Origin of the sequence: Shewanella mesophila (genome assembly GCF_019457515.1) — a bacterium.
GTDB lineage: Bacteria > Pseudomonadota > Gammaproteobacteria > Enterobacterales > Shewanellaceae > Shewanella > Shewanella mesophila.
This window is the reverse complement of the sequence record NZ_CP080421.1, coordinates 1,455,600-1,479,670: the sequence shown is the minus strand read 5'-3', so window position 1 is coordinate 1,479,670 and position 24,071 is coordinate 1,455,600. Positions and strand designations below refer to the sequence as shown.

At 46.1% G+C, this 24,071-nt stretch carries 17 protein-coding genes; 12 read left to right on the top strand and 5 right to left on the bottom strand.

Translation table 11 applies throughout. From position 1 onward, the window contains the following. Positions 1 to 121: 121 nt before the first annotated feature. Complete coding sequence (locus tag K0I73_RS06520) at positions 122 to 1,120, top strand: NADP-dependent oxidoreductase (protein WP_220063685.1); 999 nt, start codon at positions 122 to 124, stop codon at positions 1,118 to 1,120. A 681-nt stretch (positions 1,121 to 1,801) separates the two neighbouring features. Continuing rightward, entirely contained in the window at positions 1,802 to 3,430 is a 1,629-nt protein-coding gene (locus K0I73_RS06515; protein ID WP_220063684.1) for a HAMP domain-containing methyl-accepting chemotaxis protein, read from the top strand. Between the two features lie 70 nt (positions 3,431 to 3,500). Here the strand turns inward: K0I73_RS06515 and K0I73_RS06510 are convergent, their stop codons facing one another. After that, a complete protein-coding gene (locus K0I73_RS06510) occupies positions 3,501 to 5,405 on the bottom strand; it encodes a propionyl-CoA synthetase (protein WP_220063683.1) in 1,905 nt (634 codons plus the stop codon). 335 nt (positions 5,406 to 5,740) lie between these two features. Between K0I73_RS06510 and K0I73_RS06505 the strand changes: the two genes are divergently transcribed. The 8 genes from K0I73_RS06505 to K0I73_RS06470 all read left to right on the top strand — a co-directional run bounded on the left by K0I73_RS06505 (position 5,741) and on the right by K0I73_RS06470 (position 14,422). Further along, positions 5,741 to 6,139, top strand: coding sequence for a MerR family transcriptional regulator (locus K0I73_RS06505; RefSeq protein WP_220063682.1), 399 nt, complete (start codon positions 5,741 to 5,743; stop codon positions 6,137 to 6,139). Positions 6,140 to 6,255: 116 nt separating this feature from the next. Beyond that, positions 6,256 to 7,425, top strand: a complete 1,170-nt coding sequence (locus K0I73_RS06500) for an isovaleryl-CoA dehydrogenase (protein ID WP_220063681.1) — start codon at positions 6,256 to 6,258, stop codon at positions 7,423 to 7,425. 94 nt (positions 7,426 to 7,519) lie between these two features. Beyond that, positions 7,520 to 9,127 (top strand): carboxyl transferase domain-containing protein, encoded by a 1,608-nt coding sequence (locus K0I73_RS06495; RefSeq protein WP_220063680.1) that lies wholly within the window; start codon positions 7,520 to 7,522, stop codon positions 9,125 to 9,127. 45 nt (positions 9,128 to 9,172) lie between these two features. Further along, positions 9,173 to 9,979 carry an enoyl-CoA hydratase-related protein gene (locus K0I73_RS06490; protein WP_220063679.1) on the top strand — a complete coding sequence of 269 codons (807 nt, stop codon included), beginning with the start codon at positions 9,173 to 9,175 and terminating at the stop codon, positions 9,977 to 9,979. A 54-nt stretch (positions 9,980 to 10,033) separates the two neighbouring features. Beyond that, on the top strand, positions 10,034 to 12,067 hold the full coding sequence (locus K0I73_RS06485) for an acetyl/propionyl/methylcrotonyl-CoA carboxylase subunit alpha (RefSeq protein ID WP_220063678.1): 2,034 nt from the start codon (positions 10,034 to 10,036) through the stop codon (positions 12,065 to 12,067). 2 nt (positions 12,068 to 12,069) lie between these two features. Then, on the top strand, positions 12,070 to 12,978 hold the full coding sequence (locus tag K0I73_RS06480; protein ID WP_220063677.1) for a hydroxymethylglutaryl-CoA lyase: 909 nt from the start codon (positions 12,070 to 12,072) through the stop codon (positions 12,976 to 12,978). A gap of 68 nt (positions 12,979 to 13,046) precedes the next feature. Next, positions 13,047 to 13,754 (top strand): CoA transferase subunit A, encoded by a 708-nt coding sequence (locus tag K0I73_RS06475; RefSeq protein ID WP_220063676.1) that lies wholly within the window; start codon positions 13,047 to 13,049, stop codon positions 13,752 to 13,754. A gap of 11 nt (positions 13,755 to 13,765) precedes the next feature. After that, a complete protein-coding gene (locus tag K0I73_RS06470) occupies positions 13,766 to 14,422 on the top strand; it encodes a CoA transferase subunit B (RefSeq protein ID WP_220063675.1) in 657 nt (218 codons plus the stop codon). Between the two features lie 119 nt (positions 14,423 to 14,541). Here the strand turns inward: K0I73_RS06470 and K0I73_RS06465 are convergent, their stop codons facing one another. Then, positions 14,542 to 16,116, bottom strand: a complete 1,575-nt coding sequence (locus K0I73_RS06465) for a methyl-accepting chemotaxis protein (protein WP_220063674.1) — start codon at positions 16,114 to 16,116, stop codon at positions 14,542 to 14,544. A gap of 471 nt (positions 16,117 to 16,587) precedes the next feature. On the opposite strand from K0I73_RS06465, the gene K0I73_RS06460 reads away from it, so the two are divergent. Next, entirely contained in the window at positions 16,588 to 17,397 is an 810-nt protein-coding gene (locus K0I73_RS06460) for a transporter substrate-binding domain-containing protein (RefSeq protein WP_220063673.1), read from the top strand. 6 nt (positions 17,398 to 17,403) lie between these two features. Here K0I73_RS06460 and K0I73_RS06455 read toward each other — a convergent pair whose 3' ends face one another. From K0I73_RS06455 to K0I73_RS06445, 3 genes are all read right to left on the bottom strand, one after another. Continuing rightward, a complete protein-coding gene (locus tag K0I73_RS06455) occupies positions 17,404 to 18,372 on the bottom strand; it encodes a carbohydrate kinase family protein (RefSeq protein WP_220063672.1) in 969 nt (322 codons plus the stop codon). A gap of 64 nt (positions 18,373 to 18,436) precedes the next feature. Then, positions 18,437 to 20,839, bottom strand: coding sequence for a TonB-dependent receptor domain-containing protein (locus K0I73_RS06450; protein ID WP_220063671.1), 2,403 nt, complete (start codon positions 20,837 to 20,839; stop codon positions 18,437 to 18,439). A 230-nt stretch (positions 20,840 to 21,069) separates the two neighbouring features. Then, positions 21,070 to 22,290 (bottom strand): MFS transporter, encoded by a 1,221-nt coding sequence (locus K0I73_RS06445; protein WP_220063670.1) that lies wholly within the window; start codon positions 22,288 to 22,290, stop codon positions 21,070 to 21,072. A 312-nt stretch (positions 22,291 to 22,602) separates the two neighbouring features. Between K0I73_RS06445 and gtfA the strand changes: the two genes are divergently transcribed. After that, on the top strand, positions 22,603 to 24,069 hold the full coding sequence (gtfA, locus tag K0I73_RS06440; protein ID WP_220063669.1) for a sucrose phosphorylase: 1,467 nt from the start codon (positions 22,603 to 22,605) through the stop codon (positions 24,067 to 24,069). Positions 24,070 to 24,071 lie beyond the last annotated feature (2 nt).

The window sequence follows — 24,071 nt, the reverse complement described above, 5'->3', positions numbered from 1 at the left end:
CTCGATACTAATAACTCGATACTAAATGCAAATACTTTGCGCGCAAAGCATTTGCATTATCCCAGAGATAATTGTAAAGTCTACCACAATTAATTAGCGCACAAAGTAAAAAAGGTATTTTATGAACGCACAGCAAATTGTTTTGAACGCACGCCCAGAAGGCATGCCATCTAAGAGTGACTTTTCCATGATTGACGCCGAGCTGCCAGCCATCAAAGCTGGTGAGTTCTTGGTGAAGAACCTATGGATGTCTGTTGACCCATACATGCGTGGCCGTATGATCGATAGAGAAAGTTATATCGCACCATTCGCTTTAGGCGAAGTGCTTGAGGGTGGGGCTATCGGCGAAATTATCGAGTCTAACCATGCAGACTTCCCTGTCGGCGCCAAAGTCAACAGCATGAATGGCTGGCGCAGCCATTACATTACCGACGGCAGAGACCATACCCTGTTACCCCAAACGCCTTTGTGTGAATCACATTTTCTTGGGGTCCTTGGTATGCCAGGCATGACAGCATGGACGGGTCTAAACCGTATCGCCGAACTAAAACAAGGCGAAACCCTTTTCGTCTCTGCTGCTTCTGGTGCGGTAGGCAGTGTGGTTTGTCAGCTTGGCTTATTGATGGGCGCCAAGGTCATCGCCTCTGTAGGCTCAGATGAAAAAGCCGAAGCGCTTAGCGCCATGGGCGTTGAGCAAGTGATTAATTACAAAACTACCGCTAACTTAAGTGCAGCACTGTCAGCGGCTGCGCCACAAGGGGTCGATGTTTACTTTGAAAACGTGGGCGGTGAACACCTAGCTGCTGCACTAGACAATATGAACGACCATGGACGTATTGCAGTGTGTGGCATGATCTCTCAATATAATGACACAGCGCCCACACAAGGACCGAGTAACCTTGCCTACATCATCATGAAAAAATTGAAGATAGAAGGTTTCATCGTCAGTGAGCACTGGCAACACTATGGCGAATTTTCTCAGCAGATGGGGCAATGGCTAGCGAGTGGTCAGGTTAAAGCAGAACAAACCATCTATGAAGGGCTCGAGCAAGCGCCTGCTGCATTTATCGGTCTATTTGAGGGGAAAAACCGCGGAAAGATGGTCGTTAAACTGGCCTAGTCCCGTGGATTTAGTCGATTGAATATACAAAAGCCGACTCATCGTCGGCTTTTTAGTTTTCCGATATCTAAAAGCTAAGTCAACTATAGCAATAATCAAACGCTCCGGTGACTCTGTAATTCAGCGAGTATCCTCGTTAATTCGGCTAGTGAAGAATACAGTTTTCCGATAATTAATGTCATTTCAATTAAGAGAGATGAGCGGCTACTTTGGCTTCAATGGTATCTAAAATATCTTTACCTTGCTGCGAGTTAATGTCTAACTCACAGCAAGGTTCAACAGGCCCTAGCAACCTAAAAATACCCACCTTAGTATTATTCGACTAATTGAAAATTTCTTCATGGCTCAGTCTAAATACAATAAACACTGAAACAACATAGCACATAGGTTATGAATAAGTTTTCTATAAAGCATAAAACGTCACTAACTTAAACCCAAAAGACTAACGATAAATAGAAAGGCTGTTCTTACTCCCAGCTTGCCAGTTCCCCCAACCTTGATAACTCATCTAAGCAAGATAGTAACAAGCTTACGACCCATAGGCGCCTACACCAAACTGCTCACATCTACTCTAAGTTGAAAAAATAATAAATTATCAACAAATGAGCCTAAAGGTTATCAAGATACACGCTATAGTTAATAAGTGTTAGTACTTTAACTAGCTTTTTTATGGAGAAGCGTATGAAGATTAGAGACTTAAGCGTCGTGAAAAAAATATGGCTAAGCTACTTGGTTGTATTCGTAGTATTTGCGACGGTTGCCCTATTATTAGTATTGAGCCTATCGGCCCTAAACCAGAATATAAGGATGCTGACCGACAAAAGCCTGCCTTCTGTCGCAATATTAAAGGGAATACAAGTCGACATAACCAAAGTGCGTAAAGATGAGTTCTCCTTACTCCCTAACAGCGATAATCCTAAAATAGGTGAATGGCTAAAAGACCTAGATAAGTGGCGCAAAGATGTAACAGACGGAATAACCGCCTATGAATCATTGGATCTCAACCAACAAGAAATACGTTCATTTAAGGTATTTAAAGATACTTGGAATCAATATATTCAAGAAACCAGCACCTATAACGGTCTGCTCGGTCGAGGGGACGCAGAAAAAGCCAATCAGGTAGTATTGTCGAGTTTTGGTACCTATTCCAAAGCCCTAAGTAGCCTAGATGATACCCTTGGACTCAATGATGAGCTCGTAAAACAAATTGGGATAGACGTTCACAATGAAGCACTATCGACACAATACAGTGCAAGCATTGGCGCCGTGGTGATTATTTTGGTCATCATGCTGTCCTCGACACTGCTGTCTCGCGCAATATGTCGTCCCATCGACAGAGCATTGGATTTTGCAGCTAAGATTGCTAAAGGGCAACTCAACAACGCGATAGAGGACGAAGCCCTCACCCAAGATGAGCTTGGCACCTTGCTTCGCGAACTCATTACCATGCAGACCAACCTTCACTCATTGGTATCAGAAATCAATGATTCCACATTTCAGCTAACCGCAGCCGTCGAAGAGGTGAGTGCCATCTCGGGACAAAATGCATCAAACATGCAGAATCAACAGCTAGAGCTCAGTTCCGTCGCCTCGGCTATGACTCAGATGCAGGCTGCCGTCGGTGAAGTGGCACAAAATACCGAAGCTGGAGCAACCTCGGCCTATTCGGCAACAGAGGTCGCTAAACAAGGTACGCTGACTCTGCAACAGACCATAGCCGTCATCGATCGAGTCTCGAAAACGATCCAAGAATCCGATGAATTGGCTCAAGAACTCGAAGCGAGTTCAAACAACATCAATATGGTCGTAGATGTGATCCGTGGCATCGCCGAACAGACAAATTTATTGGCACTGAATGCGGCTATTGAAGCAGCGCGAGCGGGTGAACAGGGACGGGGCTTTGCCGTGGTCGCCGACGAAGTAAGATCTTTAGCTCAGCGCACCCAAGATTCTACCTCACAGATTGTCGATATCGTTAATCAACTACAGGAAAACAGCAGCAAGATTGGTATCTCTAGCCAAGAATGCCAACAAGGCATTGCCCAATGTGTCGATCAGGTTAACGAAGCTGGTAGCCAAATCAGTGAAATCGAACATTCGGTGGAGAACATAGCCCAGATGAGCACCCAAATCGCCACTGCCTGTAGCGAGCAAACTGCGGTATCTGAAGATCTTAATCGCAGCGTGGATCATATCAATAATGTATCGACCGAGATGGCCGAGGGAGCTTCTCAAACAGCGATTGCATGCCAAGAAATAAGTAGCTTGGCCCATAATCTTAAAGCAAGAATAGAAACCTTCAAACTGTAAAGCCATCAGGGTTAACTGGGGGTGTAAAAAAAGGGCCATCTGGCCCTTTTTTAATCCGACAGCCTAAGTCCTAGACATGGGCATCGGCGTAGCCCATACGAGTCAGCGCATTGCGCACTAGTTCCAATGTATAAGGATCTTCAATGGTCGCAGGCATATTAAAGCTCTGATTATCGGCAATCTTACGCATAGTGCCGCGTAAAATTTTGCCTGAACGTGTCTTAGGCAACTTAGGAATCGCACTCACCAACCTAAATGCCGCCACAGGGCCAATCTGTTCGCGCACAAGGGCAATAAGCTCTATATAAAGCTGTTCGTCAGTTAAGGTGCAACCCTTTTTAAGCACCACTAGTCCCAGTGGTACCTGCCCCTTGAGCTTGTCATCGACACCTATCACAGCCGCTTCGGCAACCTCCTCGTGTTGACACAATACCTCCTCAAAACGTCCCGTCGATAAGCGATGACCAGCAACATTGATGATGTCATCGATACGACTCATGATGTAGAGGTAACCCTCATCATCCATATAACCCGCATCACCCGTCAGATAAAAACCAGGATACATAGATAAATAACTTTCTTTATAACGCCCCTCGTTTTGCCAAAGGGTCGCCAAGGTGCCTGGTGGCAATGGTAGCTTTATCACGACATTGCCCGTTTGATCGGCGGGCACTTGATCGCCCATCTCATCAACCACTTGAACATCATAACCCGGCACAGCTAATGCTGGTGATCCTGGCTTAACAGGCACTGGCGCTGTCCCCATCATGTTGGCTGCCACTGGCCAACCAGTTTCAGTCTGCCACCAATGGTCGATAATAGGTTTGTTTAGCTTCTGCTCCGCCCAATGTAAGGTATCAGGATCGCAACGCTCCCCCGCCAAGAACACGGTTTTTAAGCAACTCAGGTCAACGTCTTGCAAGAAGTCGCCATCGGGATCATCACGCTTAATGGCGCGAATCGCTGTCGGTGCCGTAAAGAAGCTCTTCACCTGATATTTAGCAATGGTACGCCAGAAAATACCGGGATCGGGTGTCCCCACAGGCTTACCTTCAAATAACAAGGTTGTCGCGCCCACCAACAAAGGGCCATAGACTATATAAGAGTGACCCACCACCCAACCGACATCCGATGCAGCCCAAAACACATCTCCGCCATTAATATCGTAGATATTTTTCATCGACCATGCGAGCGCAACCGCATGGCCACCATTGTCTCGAACCACACCTTTGGGTTGACCTGTGGTGCCAGAGGTATAAAGCACATACAGGGGATCGGTTGCCTCCACTGGCTGACAGTCGATATTGGGCGCATCGACCATGGCGAATTGCCAGTCTACGTCGCGCCCTTCCACTAAATCCGCATGCAGTTGATGACGATTTAGGATGAGGCATTGATCCACTTGATGGGTCGCTTGGTTAAGAGCATCATCGAGTAGCGGCTTATATGCCACCACGCCTGAAGGTTCGATACCACAAGATGCCGATAGAATCATTTTTGGCTTGGCATCATTGATACGCGTCGCCAACTCATTAGCAGCAAAACCACCAAATACCACAGAATGAATGGCGCCAATACGAGCACAAGCTAGCATGGCATAGGCAGTCTCTGGCACCATGGGCATATAGATGATCACTCTATCGCCTTTGCTCACCCCTTGACTTGCCATATATCCCGCAAGGCGACTCACCTGAGCCTGCAGCTCATTATAAGTAATACCATACTCGGTATCGGTGATCGGACTTACATATTGAATAGCCACCTGATCGCCGCGTCCAGCCTCAACATGCCGATCGACAGCGTTGTAGCAAGTATTAAGCTGTCCGCCACTAAACCAGCGATACATGGGCACATCGGCATCATCGAGTACGGTGTCGAATGGTTTAACCCAATTTATCGCTTGGGCGGCATCGGCCCAAAATTCATTTGGATTTTCAATAGATTGTTGATGTAACTGCTTATGCACTGCCTTCATATGACCATCTCCAATTAATATATAACCGCGCTAAGTGCAACGGGTCGATGCCCAAAGGCACTTAGCCAGCCACATATCGGCTTCCTTTTTCAACTTGTTTGGCAATTGCGCCATACCTTTCATTATGGAGAGTGAAAGATCTTTTCCCATTAGACCTTTGCCTAATCGTCAGGATTAACGACTCTTTGGCACTCGCTTCCCTTTTTAATTGGCTGATAGTCCTGCACTCAGAAGCAGTTTTGAGCTTAATGGCAAGATTTGACCACCTAAAATCTTTACCTTTACGTAAACTTCATATATCGTTCTATCAATGTTAATTGTTATGGTATTTTTTGATGAGCGACAAACACAGTCCAAAGACAACTTATTCAATCAGTGATCTATCAAAAGAGTTTGATATCACGACTCGAAGTATTCGCTTCTATGAAGATCAGGGCCTGCTGAAACCCAAGCGCCGTGGGCAAACTCGCATCTACGGCCTAAAAGATCGTGTTCGTTTAAAACTGATATTACGTGGTAAACGATTAGGTTTCTCTCTCGCCGAAACTCGCCGTTTATTTGAGCTGTACGACGCCGATAAAAACAGTAGCACCCAGTTGCATACCATGTTGGAACTGGTCGATGAAAAGAAAACGGCCCTGCAACAGCAGATGGACGACATCAAGGTCGTATTGATGGAGCTTAACTCTGCCGAGCAGCAATGCCGTGCGGCGTTAGAACTGCAGAGCCAATAAACACTCGCGGTGGCAAATAAAGACAGAGTTTGCACAACTAGAAAATACACTAACAATCAGTACTTAAACGACTATTACTAAAATAATTATAAAAATCAGACCTGTAGGATATAACAATGACTCAACTCTACTCATCTCTAAATTTTGGTCTCGGTGAAGATGTCGATATGCTGCGTGATGCAGTGCAGAGTTTCGCCGCCAATGAAATCGCTCCTATCGCCGCTAAAGTCGATCAGGAGAACGCCTTCCCTAACGAGCTCTGGCCCGTGCTGGGTGACATGGGTCTATTAGGGGTTACCGTGCCAGAAGAGTACGGCGGCGCCGACATGGGTTACCTAGCGCACGTAGTGGCGATGGAAGAGATTTCACGTGCATCTGCATCTATTGGCCTGAGCTATGGCGCGCACTCTAACCTGTGTGTTAACCAAATTAATCGCAACGGCAACGCCGAACAGAAGGCTAAATATCTGCCTAAGCTGGTGAGTGGCGAACATATTGGGGCCTTGGCCATGAGTGAGCCTAATGCTGGTTCAGATGTGGTTTCAATGAAACTGCATGCACGCAAAGAGGGTGACCGTTATATTCTCAACGGCAACAAGATGTGGATCACCAATGGCCCTGATGCTAACACCTATGTGATCTACGCTAAAACTGACCTAGATAAAGGTCCCCACGGGATCACTGCATTTATCGTCGAGCGCGGCAGCAAAGGCTTCAGTCAGGCACAGAAACTAGACAAACTGGGTATGCGCGGTTCAAACACCTGTGAATTGGTATTTGAAGATTGTGAAGTCCCAGAAGAAAACATCTTAGGCGGACTCAACAACGGCGTTAAAGTCCTCATGAGCGGCCTAGACTACGAGCGCGTGGTCCTGTCTGGCGGCCCACTAGGGATCATGACGGCCTGTATGGATATCGTGGTGCCATACATCCACGAGCGTGAGCAATTTGGTAAGTCTATCGGCCAGTTCCAGCTAGTTCAGGGCAAGTTGGCCGACATGTACACAGGTATGAATGCGGCAAAATCTTATATCTATAACGTCGCTAAATCTTGCGACCGTGGTGAGACGACTCGCAAAGACGCCGCAGGCGCGATTCTCTACTCTGCCGAGCTCGCGACCAAAATGGCACTCGATGCGATTCAACTGCTCGGCGGTAACGGTTATGTTAACGAATATGCTGCGGGTCGCCTTCTACGTGATGCCAAATTATATGAAATTGGTGCGGGCACCTCAGAAATTCGCCGTATGCTCATTGGCCGCGAGCTATTTAACGAATCTAAATAGTTAATCGCTTATTGATGGCCGAGAGATCGCTCGGCCTTTGATGAGTGTAAATGCCTCATCAGACACCATCACAGTTTACAAAAGGAACATTGACGTGACGCAACTGAGTAGTCGAATCAATCCTCGCAGCGATGAGTTCAAAACCAAACATCAACAGATGGCCAGTGTCGTGGCCGATCTCAAGCTCAAACTCGCTGAAATTGAACAAGGTGGCGGCGCCGTCGCTATGGAACGTCATCTTGCTCGTGGCAAATTGTCGCCTCGCCAGCGCGTCGAGAAACTACTCGACTCTGGTTCGCCGTTTTTAGAAATATCCCAATTTGCCGCCTATGAGGTATATGACGATGTGGTACCTGCGGCTGGGATCATCGCCGGTATAGGCAGAGTCAGTGGCGTCGAGTGTATGGTGATCGCCAACGATGCAACGGTTAAAGGCGGCACTTACTATCCGCTTACCGTCAAAAAACATCTGCGCGCACAAGATATTGCTAAGCGTTGCCACCTGCCCTGTATCTACCTAGTCGATTCCGGCGGGGCTAACCTGCCACGCCAAGATGAGGTGTTCCCCGATCGTGATCATTTTGGGCGTATCTTCTATAACCAAGCACAGATGTCAGCATTAGGCATTCCTCAAATTGCGGTGGTCATGGGCTTATGTACCGCAGGTGGTGCTTACGTGCCAGCCATGGCCGATGAGTCCATTATCGTTAAAGAGCAAGGCACTATCTTCTTGGCTGGCCCACCATTAGTTAAGGCGGCAACCGGTGAAGAGGTGTCGGCAGAAGAACTTGGCGGCGCCGAAGTACACACCAAAATATCTGGCGTTGCCGATCACTTGGCGCAAAACGATGAGCACGCCCTCGAACTTGCCCGTAAAGCCGTGACACGTCTCAATCACAATAAACAGATTGAAAGCTTGTTAAGCCCAGCCAAACCACCCAAGTTTGATATTAATGAGCTTTACGGCATTGTCGGCACCGATCTGAAGAAGCCATTCGATATCAAAGAGGTGATCGCCCGTATCGTCGATGACTCAGATTTCGACGAATTCAAGGCTAACTATGGTGCGACACTCGTGTGTGGTTTTGCCCGTATTCATGGCTATCCTGTGGGTATAGTGGCCAACAATGGCATATTATTCTCTGAGTCGGCACAAAAAGGGGCTCACTTTATCGAGCTCTGTTGTCAGCGCAAGATCCCGCTACTGTTTCTGCAAAATATCACCGGCTTTATGGTGGGTAAAAAGTACGAGCATGAAGGCATAGCCAAACACGGGGCTAAGATGGTCACCGCGGTCTCTTGTGCCAACGTGCCTAAATTTACCGTAATTATTGGCGGCAGCTACGGCGCGGGTAACTACGGCATGTGCGGTCGAGCCTTTGAACCCACCATGATGTGGATGTGGCCAAATGCGCGCATCTCTGTAATGGGCGGTGAACAAGCCGCAGGCGTATTGGCTACCGTTCGTCGCGATGGACTCACCCGTAAAGGCCTCGAGTGGTCCAATGAAGATGAAGCGGCATTTCGCGCGCCAATCGTCGAGCAATATGACAAAGAGGGTCACCCTTACCATGCCAGCGCTCGCCTTTGGGATGATGGCATTATCGATCCTGCGCAAACACGCGATGTTGTCGGCTTAGCCTTGTCTGCCGCCCTAAATGCCCCAGTACAAGAAACCAAGTTTGGTGTGTTCCGCATGTAAGCGGCCATCAAATTCGATTTCTTAACTTAGGCAGAGGATGCAAACATGACCGACAAGACAACACTAGACACTCAATTTCAATACCTCAGCTGCGCCTTAAACAATGGCGTCGGCGAGATGGTGCTTAACCGCGCCGACAAACATAACGCCTTCGATGAGGTGATGATTAGCGAGATGATCGCAGCGCTGGATAGTTTTGCTAGCAATGACGATTGCCAAGTCTTAGTCCTCAAGGCCAATGGCAAGAACTTTAGCGCTGGAGCCGATCTTAACTGGATGCGCAAACAGGCCAAGATGGATTTTGAGCAAAACTTGGCCGATGCCAATGAGCTCGCCACCTTGATGCATACATTAGATAAATTTCCTAAACCGACTATTGCGCTGGTTCAAGGAGCAGCCTTTGGTGGGGCACTAGGCCTTATCTGCGCAAGCGATATTGCGATTGCCAATGAACGCGCGAGTTTCTGTTTAAGCGAAGTCAAGCTTGGATTAATTCCCGCAGTGATCAGCCCTTACGTGGTACGCGCAATGGGGCAACGCGCCTCACGCCGCTACATGCTCACCGCCGAGCGCTTTAATGCAGATACAGCGCTAAAGCTCAATGTTATCCATGAGATAGCAGATGATCTTGACGCTGCAGCTGCACCCATTATAGCCGCCCTGTTAAGCAATAGCCCACAAGGTATGGCATGGGTAAAAACCTTGTTGTCACGCTTAGAAGATGGCGTTATCGATGACGATACATTGAACTACACCAGTGAGCGCATCGCCCGTATTCGCGTATCTGACGAAGGTCAAGAGGGGCTAAATGCCTTTTTCGATAAACGAAGCCCAGATTGGAAAGCGATATGAACACCACAATGAATAATGACCCTATTGCCAAGCCAAGCGCGGGAGTTTGCTAACATGTTTACTAAATTACTGATTGCCAACCGCGGCGAAATTGCTTGTCGCATTATCAAAACCGCCAATGCCATGGGGGTAAAAACTGTCGCCCTCTATTCCGATGCAGATAAAGATGCGCGTCATGTGGCGATGGCCGATGAGTCTTTCTACTTAGGTGGTAGCGCACCGAGTGAGTCATACCTAAAAGGCGATCTGATCCTAGAGATCGCAAAGCGCAGCGGCGCCCAGGCCGTTCACCCGGGTTATGGCTTTCTATCTGAAAATGCCGACTTTGCACGCCAGTGTGAACAAGCTGGTATCGCCTTTGTTGGCCCAGGCGCCGACGCCATCGATGCCATGGGCAGCAAAAGTGCGGCTAAGATCATCATGGAGAAAGCCAATGTGCCATTAGTGCCAGGCTACCACGGTGACGACCAAAGTGATGCAAGCTTACTTCAAGCCTCGAAAGAGATAGGCTTTCCGCAACTGATCAAGGCGGCCTATGGCGGCGGCGGTAAAGGGATGCGTATCGTTGAGTCTGAAAAAGAAGCGCTGGGCGCGATTAACTCGGCCCGCCGTGAAGCGGCATCTTCTTTTGGTAACGATAAATTATTGATTGAGCGCTACTTAAGACAACCTCGCCATGTTGAAGTGCAAGTGTTTGCCGACACTCAAGGAAACTGTATCTACCTCTCCGACCGTGACTGCTCTATTCAACGTCGCCACCAAAAAGTGGTCGAGGAGGCACCAGCGCCAGGTCTGACGGACAGCCTTCGTCGCGCCATGGGTGAAGCCGCCGTTGCTGCCGCTAAAGCGATTGATTATGTCGGCGCCGGTACGGTCGAGTTTCTACTCGACACCCATGCTACCGACGAGGCTAGCAGCTTCTATTTTATGGAGATGAATACCCGCTTGCAGGTTGAGCATCCCGTCACCGAGATGGTTACAGGCCAAGACTTAGTCAAATGGCAACTGATGGTGGCCAGTGGCAGTGAGTTACCACTGAGACAAGATGAAGTGCGTATTCACGGCCACTCGTTTGAAGCGCGTATTTACGCCGAAGATCCACAAAATGAATTTTTACCCGCTAGCGGTAAGCTGAACTTCTTGCGCGAGCCCGAGCAAAGCCGCTATGTGCGTATCGACTCAGGCATTCGTGAAAACGATGTGATCAGTAATTTTTACGACCCCATGATCGCGAAATTAATTGTATGGGACGAGTCTCGTCCACGTGCACTGCAACGCTTAGTGCACGCACTTGAGTCTTATCAAATTAGCGGTCTGAAACACAACATAGAGTTCTTAGCGAATATCGCCGAACATCAAGCCTTTAGCGATGCCAACTTTAGCACCGATTTTATTGAGCGTTACGGCGACACCTTAATTGGTACTAACTTAGATGCAGATAGCAGCAAAGAGCAAAACAGTGCTCTCGCCTTTGCCGCTCTATATCACCTTTGTGCCCAACAAGAGCTGGCGAAACTCACCGCCACCAATAGCAATGACCCCTACTCTCCTTGGGGACAAGTGAGTGGTTTTAGGCTCAACCGCAGCGGCCTTCACCAGCTCACCTTGCTGGACGACCAACATCAAATACAGCACTTAACCCTAAGCCAAATCGGCGATAGCTATTATTTAAATCTTAACGATCAAACGCTGACACTCAGCGGTGAGTTAAAACAAGATCTGCTACACGCCGAAATTAACGGTCATAAGAGTAAGCTCCCTGTGAGTCGAGAAGGTGATGATTTTACGTTATTTTTACCTTCAGGTAGCTATCATTACCGCGCGATTCAGACTGAAATTTTTGAAGAGCAAGGTAGCAGCGAAGACAAACTAAAAGCACCGATGAACGGCACTATCGTGACTCACCTTGTCGAGGTCGGCGATAAGGTTGAACAAGGTCAAGGCTTAATGGTGATGGAAGCGATGAAGATGGAATACACCATAGAAGCTCCCTTTAATGGCACCGTTGCTGCCTTTTTCTTCGAACCAGGCGAGCTAGTCAGTGATGGCGCAGTGCTTGCCGATGTCACGCCAAATGAGGAGGATTAATCATGTCCACTAACCTTGGCAGATACCCAAGTAAGGTAAGCCTTTTTGAGGTTGGTGCTCGCGATGGCTTACAAAATGAGCGAGCTGTCACCACGGCTGACAAGCTTATCCTTATCGACCAGTTAGGCATGGCTGGCCTTAAGCGCATCGAGGCAGGCAGCTTTGTGTCACCCAAATGGGTGCCACAAATGGCCGATTCGGCGGATATTTTTAAGCAGCTCAATAAACGCAGTGGCGTAGTCTACAGCGCGCTGACGCCCAATTTAAAAGGGCTGGAACTTGCACTTGACGCTGGTGCAGACGAAGTGGCCATCTTTGGCGCCGCTTCACAGAGCTTCAGCCAGCGAAATATCAACTGTTCAATTGAGGCGTCTATCGAGCGTTTTATCCCTGTAATGGAGGCGGCTAAAGCCAAAAACATCGCCGTACGGGGCTATGTCTCTTGTGTTTTAGGCTGTCCCTATGAAGGTGATATTGCCGTAAGTGAAGTCGCGAGAGTGGCAGAACTTCTTTACAAAATGGGCTGCTATGAGATCTCACTCGGTGACACTATCGGTGTTGGCACGCCGGTTAACGCCCGTAAAATGGTGGAAGCGGTCACGCAAAAAATCCCCGTAGATAAACTGGCGCTACATTTCCATGATACTTATGGGCAAGCACTGGCTAATATTCTTGCCTGTTTAGAAACAGGCGTGAGCGTTATCGACAGCTCGGTCGCAGGTCTGGGGGGATGCCCTTATGCCAAAGGCGCATCGGGTAACTTGGCGACAGAAGATCTGGTTTACATGCTGCACGGTTTAGGCATAGAAACAGGCGTTGATTTACCGCGCTTAATAGAGGCTGGCAACACGATTAGCCGAGCGCTGAGCAGAACCAGTGGTGCAAAAGTGGCCCTTGCTCTGACCGAATAACTTAAGGCGCGACTAGAATAAAAGATGCTCGGCGCCTAGCCTAGCACCTCTCACAGGAGATAATAATAATGGCAGGACTCAATAAGCTGGTTAGCAGCTACGAAGAAGCGTTACACGGCCTCGAAGACAACATGACCGTCATGGTCGGTGGATTTGGCTTGTGTGGTATTCCTGAAGGACTCATTGCCCAAATGGTTAAAATGGGCACGACTGGACTCACTGCGATTTCAAACAACGCTGGCGTCGATGACTTTGGTTTAGGACTGCTACTCAAAAGCCGTCAGATCAGCACCATGATCGCCTCGTACGTCGGCGAAAATGCGACTTTTGAGCAGCAGATGCTCTCTGGCGAACTCAATGTTATCTTGACGCCTCAAGGCACATTAGCGGAAAAAATCCGCGCGGGCGGCGCAGGGATCCCAGCATTCTTTACCGCCACAGGTTATGGCACGCCCGTCGCTGAAGGCAAAGAAACACGAGAAATCGATGGCCGTTACTATGTATTAGAGCCAGCACTGAAAGCAGATTTTGCCTTAGTCCGCGCCTGGAAAGCCGATACCATGGGTAACTTGGTGTTCCGTAAAACCGCCGCTAACTTCAACCCTATGATGGCCACCGCAGGTAAGATCACCGTGGTAGAAGCCGAGCATATCGTTGAGCCAGGGGAACTCGACCCTGATCATATTCATACCCCAGGTATCTATGTCGATCGCGTGATCCAAGGCACGTTCGAGAAGCGCATCGAGCAACGTACCGTCAAAGCAGCCGCTAAATAGGAGGAAACACCATGGCGTTATCAAGAGAACAACTAGCACAACGTGTTTCCCAAGAGCTACAAGATGGCTTTTACGTCAATTTAGGAATAGGCATTCCAACCCTTGTAGCTAACTATATTCCTGATGGGATGGAAGTGATGCTGCAATCGGAAAACGGCCTGCTTGGCATGGGCGAATTCCCAACGGAAGAGACCATAGATGCCGATCTAATTAATGCGGGTAAACAAACGGTAACGGCGGTACCGGGCGCATCTTTTTTCTCATCGGCAGAGAGCTTTGCGATGATTCGTGGCGGTCACGTGGATCTAACCGTGCTTGGCGCTTTTGAAGTCGATGTTAATGGCTCAATCGCCTCTTGGATGATCCCAGGCAAACTGATCAAAGGCATGGGCGGCGCCATGGATTTAGTGGCTGGCGCGGACAATATTATCGTCACCATGATGCATGCCGACAAATACGGCAACTCAAAGTTACTGCCTAAATGCGAGCTACCGCTCACAGGTTATGGCTGTATTAAACGGGTATTGACCGATTTGGCTTTTGTCGAGATTAAAGATGGTGCCTTCCATCTACTGGAGCGCGCACCAGGGGTGAGCGTCGAAGAGATCATAGAGAAAACGGCGGGTAAACTAATCGTGCCAGAGCATGTTCCTGAAATGGTGTTTTAAGATTTATCCAATCGAAAATGCCTAACCCGAGTTCCGTTTTAAGTCGGTCAAACTCGGGATAAACAGCAAAACCACCCAAAGAGATAACATCTAGGGTGGTTTTTTGCATTAAAACAGGGTTAACGATTCGCTCTTTGTACCGCTTGAGTCCAAAACTGTCTGGCTAACTGCCTAGATTCTAACGCTTTTAACGAGGTATTTTCCCCAAGCTTTTTATCCGCTTCCGATTGACCATAACCTTCACAGGCAAGTTCACTGATCGTCTGTAGTGAGTCACTCACCTCATTTGCGGCAATCGTCTGCTCACTCATTGCATTTGCACTATGATCTGTCATCCCGTTGATTCTATCTATCGTCGATACTAATCCAGCAAACACGGCCTCAGCTTCTTTAACTAACACTACCGCTTGAGTCGCCTGACTTTGCCCCGCAGTTAATGTCCGTGCAGCATTCGCAGTGCTTTGCTGAAATTTATCAACGATTTGATCAATCTGACTGGTTGAATCACCTGTTCGAGCAGATAACTTTCTAACCTCATCGGCAACGACAGCAAACCCTCGACCCGACTCTCCTGCCCTCGCAGCTTCAATAGCCGCATTTAAGGCTAAAAGATTTGTTTGCTCAGCAATATTGCTGATCACTTCAAGCACCTCGTTAATCGCCACACTATCTTGTTCGATCTCTTCAACAACGCTAGCAAAATTAGCCACTTCTTGATTAAGCGCATCGATTGCCTTAACGACGGAATCGAGTTGCTGATAACCAAGTGCTACAGCCTCCTGACTGCCCTCCACATCTTCAGCCACTTGCTTAATTTGTTGGCCTAGTTCGCTAAAGCTTGCGGTCATCTCTTCGACAGCAGCGGCCGCTTGCGCCGTTTGCTGACTCTGACTATCGGCTCTTTGCGCCGCAGCTATGATAGAATCCAGCAGCAGCTCGCTGTCTTTCTCGATACTGTCAGACGAATCCGCCATCCTTCCTACTACCCCAGCAATTTCTGCAGTAACATAATCCATAGCCACTAAAATATTGCCTATCTCATCATTTCGGCTGGTATAAATATGTCTTGCCACACCATCGTTACATATTGCAAGTGCCCTCTGATTTAGCTGAGCAAGCGGCCTCATTAAACGCTGCAAGCCAAACCAAAGTGGGATCGCCACGGCTAATGAAAGCCATGGAGAATACAAAGAACAAGTTAAACTGACTAACATTGCCATTAAAGAGAACAGCTTTATTCGAGTGGTAAAACCCAAAGTCGCCTCATCGATTTCGTGGCGTGACGCCCCTTGTTTCAAACTTTGATAGATGTCGGTTGCTCTCGCGACTTGAGCCTTATTCGCTCTGCGCCTCACCGATTGATATTCTGTTATTCGGCCATTTTTCATCACTGGCGCGACGTACGCATTAACCCAATAAAACCCACCATCCTTACAGCGGTTTTTGACTATTCCCATCCATGATTTCCCCTCTTTTAGGGTATTCCAAAGCATGCCATAAGCTTCCTTTGGCATATCTGGATGGCGAACAATATTATGGGGCTGGGCGATCAGTTCTTGTTGTTCAAAACCGCAAATCCGACAAAAATCATCATTGGCGTGGAGTATATTTCCCTTAAGATCTGTTGTAGACAATAAGATATCTTCGTCAGTAAGAAGCACCTCTTTGTTGGTAACAGGCTGATTATTACGCATGGGTTTCAATAATTTATTAACACTAGGGTGACTGAATATTGACGCTTTCAAACTATCTTACCTTTGATCTAGCTCAATATAACTGTATCAACAATTATTACAGCTGTTGATTTTTTGAGCCAGATCTCATAGGGAAGCAACTGAGAAAGTGCTAAATAAGCAGCTTGTTATATTGGTTTTTAACATTTGTCATTGAAAACCATTAAGATGGCGAAGACGGTATTGAAGGATTACACTAAGTTCAATTGAAAGCTCTTCCTTCACATCCTAACTTGGCACATTGCTTCTCACTTTTTACCAACCCATGATATTTAAGGCTAGAGACTTAGGCTATTCACTAACATTGTTAACTTGAAAAATGGAAAAACTAACCGCCAAAGTAAAACGTTACAAAACTTAGCATTAGGCGGCTACTATAGGTGATAAAATCTTATGCCAAAAAGTAAGAGACGTTAAAGGCAAATCAAACAGATGAATTACGCTGCGATAACCAAGTTCTACCTCACTGCGCTAATCATGCTGCTTACGTTATCGAGCGCCGCGCTAGCAAACACTCTTGTTGTCGATATATCTGAACCCACACAGCTAACCAGTGGCATTGCAACAGGATACCCTCCTTATCAGTTTACCGAAAATGAACGAGTCACTGGTTTCGATGCCGATGTTGCTAGATTAATATTCGCTCGTATGGGTCGAAGCTTCACCTTCCAACAGGCTCCTTGGGATACGGTGCTCAATGAATTAAGGTTTAATAAAATAGATCTCATCGTTGGTATGGAAATCTCCGAAATAAGAAAACGGATATTTGATTTTTCGGCCGTTTACTACCACAGACAAGATGTAGTATTTGTACTTAAAGAAAATCAGAATATAAATAAAATCGATGATTTGGTGAATTTATTTGTAGCGGGTGATCGCCACTCTGAACTTGAAAGATTATGGAAAAAGCTAGGTATTTTATATCGTTATCGGATCATTTCAACGTCAAGCAAAGAGCAGTCGATGTCGATGTTGCAATCAGGCAAAATATCAGCAGCTATTATGCCTAAAGCCGTTGGTCTTTATTTAGCAAAGCAACGCAATATAAAGATTAAAATCATCGAAGACTCTACCCCGATGACGCCAGTCGCAGTGGCTGTGAAGAAAGGCAACCAAGCACTTCTCAACCAGATCAACCTTGCTCTTGAACAACTACAAGTAGAGGGAGAGATCGAACAACTTTATCAGAAATGGTTTTCCCAATCCTTGCCAGTAATGCACAAGGATACAGTTAACAATTAGTCAAACTCAGTCAAACTTAGCCACAAGCTCCAAATGAGGCAATGAAGGGAACGCACCTTTTTGTGAGCAAGTAAGTGCACCACAGCGAGCTGCAAAATCTATCCCGGAACGCAAAAAATCACGGCTTTCGAATCGTTGTTTTATCGACAGATAAGCTAAATCAAACTCTATCTCTTTTGCTATCGCATACAAAAACCCGGCAATAAAGCTATCACCAGCAGCAGTAGTGTCAACCACGTCGACAGTCGGCACAGCAACGGTAAATTGAGTGTGAGAAGTGACACATAACACCTCTTTATCACCATTCGTCACCAAGATACATTCAACACCTAATTCAATACAGTATTGCCAATACTCTTCTAAAGAGATCCCGTGAATATCGGCCAAATAGAGCGCCTCATCACGACTAAGTTTGAGCAAATGAGTATAGTGATAACAACGCTCTACTCTCGTCGCCATTTGCTTAATATCACTCCATAAAGATGGCCGTAAATTGACATCGAAACTAACCAGTTTAGATTTGCTGTAAGCTAAGTGGACGCCGTAAAACGTGGCAGCGAAACTCTGATCATCAGTCATGGAGTTAGAACAAAAATGAAAAATATCGACTTGTTGCCAATCGATAATATCAAAATGATTGCTGCGAAATAGCATGTCTGCCGTACCATTCCGGTTGAAGCTAAATGAGCGTTCCCCGCCTGAATCTAATGACACAAGTACCGTCGCTGTCGGCGCACAGTCAAAAGACACCAGATAGTCGGTATCTACCCGATACTGAGCTAAAGCCTCTTGCAGCATAACCCCATAATCGTCGGTACTTATCCCACCAGCGAATAAGCTTTTACCGCCTAACTTAGCGAAACCCACCGCAACATTGGCTGGCGCACCACCCGCAATAGGTTGATGCTGGGTTCCAAGGGCGTCAATAGGTAATAAATCAACCAAGACTTCTCCGAAACAGAGTAATGCTGTCATGCTGTATATCCCAAAAAGAGCCCATTTTCATGGGCTAATAGCTGAAGGAAACTAACAAACTGTTTTAAAATTCATACTTAAGCGTGGCGGTCGTAGTACGCCCATTAATGGTTCTAGCGCGAATAATATTGTTATCAGGAATCGACCCCTCTTCGGCTTCTGTTATCCCAACGGTATCAAAGAGATTGTTAACATTGAGAGACAAAGATAACCCGTCGGTTAACTGATACAACGCGAACGCATTAACCTGTGCATAGCCATCAAAAGTCAGGTCATTGTTATCTTGCGCATACGCATCGGTAGTGCCAATAACATTGACGCCAACAGAGCCACGGTTAAAGTTATAACGACCCATTAAGGAGTAAATGAAGTCTGCTTGACGTCTTGGCGTATTTCCCACCACATCAGGATTAAGTGCATCAGAAGCAATTTCTGCGTCGGTCCAAGTTACACTGCCCTTAAAATCAAAATCACCAACATAGTAAGCGGATTCAAGCTCAATACCTTTCGCCTCATACTTCCTATCAAAAAACTTTTGACTGGTTGCTTCAAAGTTCTGCTCTTCAGTTTCAGAGTAAAACGCGGTAGCAAATAGCGATAAGTTGTCATAACGGTACTTAACACCTAGTTCATACTGGTCGACTAAATCAACCGCATCTTCATCGGCAACAGAACCATCTGGCTTCACCTTACCAAACAGCAAACGGTCGGCATTGGCTCTGCCCCCGCGGCTTAACCGAGCAAATGTCGCTAAATCGTTAGAGATCTGATAGTTTGCGCCAAGGGAGTAAGATAGATATCCCCAGTCATAGTTAACAGGCTGTGGGTTAGCATTATCAATTGAAGAGACACTCTTTTCTGGCTCTGAAATCACCCCATCGCGATTCATATCTACTACTGATTGGGTATTTCCAGCATAGTAACCACTAGCGTCGCCACTGTCGTAACGGACACTAGCATCAAGAGTAAAATCCCCTAATTTGGATGATGCGGCAACATAAGGTGCTTGAATAGTGTATTCCGTATCATAGTTTCGTTGACAACAATTCCCCCAATACGGCACGCCATAGCCATATAAGCCGTTATCGGAATAGGAAGTACCATCTGCTGCAACAACATTGAGCAGCGCAGCATTATCACCTTTTACTTCCATCATGTAAGAGTTCCACATCCAACTCATGCTGATGTTTTGCAAAGCAGTGTAATATCCAAAGGTAATACTTGAGTCTTCAAAGCTTTTAGTCAGTTTGATATCGTTCACGATTGAGCCAAAATCATTCATGCTCACATCGAAAGTATGAATACGCATCGCCAAATCACTGTCAAACGCTTGTCCCGCTTTAGGTCCATTAGCATAAATCAACTGCGAGCCTGCACCGCCAATACTTGATGCTATAGCACTGCTGTTACCCACTTCCGCTGGAAACGGCGAGATAAAGTTACCGCTCACATCAGAGAAGCGGAAACGGTTTTCTACCTGCCAATCACTACCGAGATCAAATGATGCTTCAAGCCCAAAGGAGTCTACTACAGGATTCATTCCATCACGCATATCGCCGCGACGTCGTTCACCATCGGGACCTAAGCTAAGTGTTGAGAGAAAATAAGCTGAATGAATTGTATCTGAGCTGCTATTAAACCCAGCAATAGAACTACCATCTGAATACATTGGCATAGGCAAATATCCAATGCTTCGATCATCTAAATGTTTGAAATATAAACGCACATACCCAGAATCAAACTCTTTAGTCAAATTAGCTTTAATTTGGCCCCCCTGATTAGCGGTATATCCAGCTTGGCGTGGACCTTCGCCAGTGCGCACGAAACCACCGATATGGAACCGCATGGTGTCATTAATATCGGTACCAAATTCGAAATCAGTACGATAGCTATCATAATCTAAACCTAAGGTAGCAGAGACACTTCCCGAGTCGGAGTCACCGGTTTTACTGATAATATTGATAATACCACCCGGTGCATTACTGGTCGCAGTCGATGCTGAGCCACCTCGAATTGACTCTATGGTTTGCACCGTTGAATCAATGCGTAGAAAGATATCGGCGTTACCAAATGCGATGTCACCAAATTGTAGAATTGGTAGACCATCTTCCTGTATTTGTAGGAATTTAGCACCACCAGAGGCAACAGGCAGACCACGAACGGCGATGTTAGCATTGCCCTCACCACCGGTAGATTCGACCTTCATCCCAGGAATAATACGAAACGCCTCGGCAGACGAACGCGGAGAGCTAACAGCAAGTTCATCTGGTGACAAGCTACTCACCGAAACACTTGAATCCATGACTCGTGTTCCACGAGCAACGCCAGTCACCACGATACGCTCTAAGCCGACGCCATCTTGTTTAACCTCTGCTTGCTGCACATCAGCGTCTGCTGCCCACAGATTTGCGCTGACTAGTGCAGCGACAGTACTAATTACAAATTGACGTGATCTATTTATTTTCATTGTTATATCCCCAATCATCATTCGATGTAGTCTTACTCCCTAAGACTGCACCACAGTTATTTGCTACAGGTGATGTTCTATTTAATCAAACTTAATCGATTAAGTTACAAATTAGCAACTAAATTGTAAATTGCAAGTACATTTTTCAACCTAAATGCAACTTGTATTTGAGAATTACTAACCAAGCGATTGTTTTTCAATGGAAGAAATAAATATAGCCTAACTGAATTTTAATGCTCTCTTGCGACCAATAGATGCCCAGATGGATCTCTTAGCAAATTAAACGTCGCCAAAGCACATAATAGAAAAGCAAAGGCTGTAGCGAGATAAAAACCATATTTTACATGACCAAAAATATCGCCAACGATCCCCATTAGCAGCGGTCCAAGAGCCGCAGATAGCGCAGTAAAAAACAGGATAACGCCCGCAACTGAGCCATGCTGTTCAATGGGAAAGCAACTGATCCCTTTAGAGTTTAATGTAGGATAAATCATCGACATAAATAGACCTGATAACGGCAGTAACACGACAGCGGCATCGATACCAAAAGACATTGCACCTAAGTAACAAAGAGCAATCGCTAAGCTAAACCAGAACATCACTTGTTGCCAAGAGTATCGATTTAAAATCCATCCACCTAAAAATCGACCTAAAGCTCGCAAAGTGAAAAAGATGGTCAACGCATAAGTGGCGATTAATACGAAACTCCCCTCGTAATTAAGCAATAAGGTTGGCATCCAAACATAGATAGCGACCTCAGTAGCCACGTATAGGCCAATCGCTAATGAGTAACCGAGCGCATAAGGGTTTTTCATCATTAAAAAGGTGCCCGCTAAGCTGATATTTTTCGAAGAGGTGCGTTGTAACTGAGGGTACTCTGCTCTGTACGCCAAGACACATAAGATCAAGCAAAATATCCCGGCGCCAAAATAAAGGTATTTCCAAGAAACGCCACTGATCAACAGGTAACTAACAATGGCAGGCCCGACCATAGCGCCCACCCCAAAAAAACCTTCGACGGTATTCATGGTGCTTGAATGCTGCTTGGCGTTGGCAGATATGTCACCAATCAAGCCTAACGCTCCTGTTTTAAAAATGCCGATAGCGGTACCAACTAGCGCCAGTAAAAATAAGAAATAGTAAAATGACTCTCCCAAAGCAAACATGAAGCAAGCCAGTGCAAATAATGCTAACCCTAGTAAAATGGTTACCTTTCGGCCAAGTTTATCGGCAAGATAACCAAGAAAAAGTCCACTCATTGCGATAAAAATCATGGGCATATAATGAAATGCGCTGGCTTGAGACATAGATAAATCAAATTGACTAATCAACTCAGGAATGATCACCCCAACGGCATCAGAGGTCATCGCGAACATAAAAAACATCAAATAGGTCAGTAACCTTACCTTCATTTTCCTATCATGATTTAGGTTATCTAATTCACTCGTCATACTGTTCACCTTTATTTTTATCATATTTTTAGGGCAACTAAACGCTAGGGTGACTCTGTCATGTTAGACCAGTCACACTCGAAAGCTCCGCCAATTGTAGAGTTAACAGTTAATGCAGATATCAAATATTGCATTAAAAACAAACTATAAAAGCCGATACCTCGTATACATTACTTGAGATCACGGAGGCGACATTACGGATATCGCACCTCAATAATTCAACAAACACCTTGAATAATGTTTCATCTTGGTTAAATATACAACTTAATCGATTAAGTTTTTTTTCAACATTCAATTCAATGTGGGCATAAAATGAAGAATAAAGTGCAATTGATCACCTACGTAGATCGAATCGCTAACTCTGGATTGGTAGGACTCAAACAGGTACTAGATAACCAGTTATCTGAACGCTTTAGTGGCGTTCATCTGTTACCATTCTACTTCCCCATTGATGGCAGTGATGCGGGATTTGATCCCATTGACCATGTGCAAGTCGATGAGCGTCTCGGTAATTGGGACGACGTAAAACAGATAGGTGAAGCTTACGATATCATGGCAGATCTTATCGTTAACCACATGTCAGCAGAATCAAACGAGTTTAAAGATGTGCTCGCTAAGGGCAAGCAATCGGCTTATTGGGATCTGTTCTTGACCAAAGAGAGTGTCTTTCCAAGCGGCTTAAGTGATGAAGATAGAGCAAAAATTTACCGACCTCGTCCAGGAAGTTGCTTTAGTACTTATCGATTAGCAGACGGTAGTGAAGTGGAGTTTTGGACCACATTTACCGCTAATCAAATTGATATCAATGTCCACTCTGAGGCAGGACAAGCCTACCTAAACAAAGTGCTGGCGCGCTTTCATGAAAGTAAAGTGAATCTTATCCGTTTAGATGCGGCGGGTTATGCCATTAAGAAACCTGGCACCAGTTGTTTCATGATAGAAGAGTCATTTGAATTTGTTAATCAATTAGCTAAGCAAGCTAACCGTCTAGGCATGACAACCTTAGCGGAGATCCACTCTCATCACATGACACAAATCGATATAGCCAAACGAGTAGACATGGTTTATGACTTTGCCTTGCCACCATTGATATTGCACTCGTTATTTAGCCAAGATGCAACGGCTCTTAGCCATTGGCTCTCAATTGCGCCACGGAATTGCATCACAGTTCTCGACACTCACGATGGTATCGGCATTATTGATGTCGGCCCAATGGATGGAAAACCAGGTCTACTAAACGCCGCTGAAATCGATAACTTGGTTAATACCATTCACACAAAAAGTAAAGGCGAAAGCCTTCAAGCAACTGGAGCTGCGGCAAGTAATGTCGATCTGTATCAGATCAACTGCACCTATTATGACGCACTTGGGCAAGACGATGTTGATTATCTCATTGCAAGGGCGATACAGTTTTTTGCACCAGGGATCCCCCAAGTTTATTACGCTGGCTTACTCGCCATTCCTAATGATATGGCGTTACTTAAAAAGACCCAAGTAGGCCGTGATATAAACCGTCCCTATCTCACTATCGACGATATCGCTAGTGCGCTGCAAAAGCCTGTTGTTAAAGCGCTTTGTAAACTTATTTCACTACGAAATAACCTAAATGCATTTAGTGGTGAGTTTTCGATGAACGGTGATCAACACAGTTTGCAACTGATTTGGACTGAAGGACTTAACAGCGCAAAATTGACCGTTGATTTTGCCACTAAGGATGCCGAAATAGAGGTGAAACAAGACGGAAAAATAGATAAGCTAACGCTGGCATCACTCTTGTAGCA

Bases quoted from the DNA above. Each gene is read 5' to 3' on its own strand.
- K0I73_RS06520 (WP_220063685.1), top strand. From the start codon at position 122: ATGAACGCACAGCAAATTGTTTTGAACGCACGCCCAGAAGGCATGCCA.
- K0I73_RS06515 (WP_220063684.1), top strand. From the start codon at position 1,802: ATGAAGATTAGAGACTTAAGCGTCGTGAAAAAAATATGGCTAAGCTAC.
- K0I73_RS06510 (WP_220063683.1), bottom strand. From the start codon at position 5,405: ATGAAGGCAGTGCATAAGCAGTTACATCAACAATCTATTGAAAATCCA.
- K0I73_RS06505 (WP_220063682.1), top strand. From the start codon at position 5,741: ATGAGCGACAAACACAGTCCAAAGACAACTTATTCAATCAGTGATCTA.
- K0I73_RS06500 (WP_220063681.1), top strand. From the start codon at position 6,256: ATGACTCAACTCTACTCATCTCTAAATTTTGGTCTCGGTGAAGATGTC.
- K0I73_RS06490 (WP_220063679.1), top strand. From the start codon at position 9,173: ATGACCGACAAGACAACACTAGACACTCAATTTCAATACCTCAGCTGC.
- K0I73_RS06485 (WP_220063678.1), top strand. From the start codon at position 10,034: ATGTTTACTAAATTACTGATTGCCAACCGCGGCGAAATTGCTTGTCGC.
- K0I73_RS06480 (WP_220063677.1), top strand. From the start codon at position 12,070: ATGTCCACTAACCTTGGCAGATACCCAAGTAAGGTAAGCCTTTTTGAG.
- K0I73_RS06475 (WP_220063676.1), top strand. From the start codon at position 13,047: ATGGCAGGACTCAATAAGCTGGTTAGCAGCTACGAAGAAGCGTTACAC.
- K0I73_RS06470 (WP_220063675.1), top strand. From the start codon at position 13,766: ATGGCGTTATCAAGAGAACAACTAGCACAACGTGTTTCCCAAGAGCTA.
- K0I73_RS06465 (WP_220063674.1), bottom strand. From the start codon at position 16,116: ATGCGTAATAATCAGCCTGTTACCAACAAAGAGGTGCTTCTTACTGAC.
- K0I73_RS06460 (WP_220063673.1), top strand. From the start codon at position 16,588: ATGAATTACGCTGCGATAACCAAGTTCTACCTCACTGCGCTAATCATG.
- K0I73_RS06455 (WP_220063672.1), bottom strand. From the start codon at position 18,372: ATGACAGCATTACTCTGTTTCGGAGAAGTCTTGGTTGATTTATTACCT.
- K0I73_RS06450 (WP_220063671.1), bottom strand. From the start codon at position 20,839: ATGAAAATAAATAGATCACGTCAATTTGTAATTAGTACTGTCGCTGCA.
- K0I73_RS06445 (WP_220063670.1), bottom strand. From the start codon at position 22,290: ATGACGAGTGAATTAGATAACCTAAATCATGATAGGAAAATGAAGGTA.
- gtfA (WP_220063669.1), top strand. From the start codon at position 22,603: ATGAAGAATAAAGTGCAATTGATCACCTACGTAGATCGAATCGCTAAC.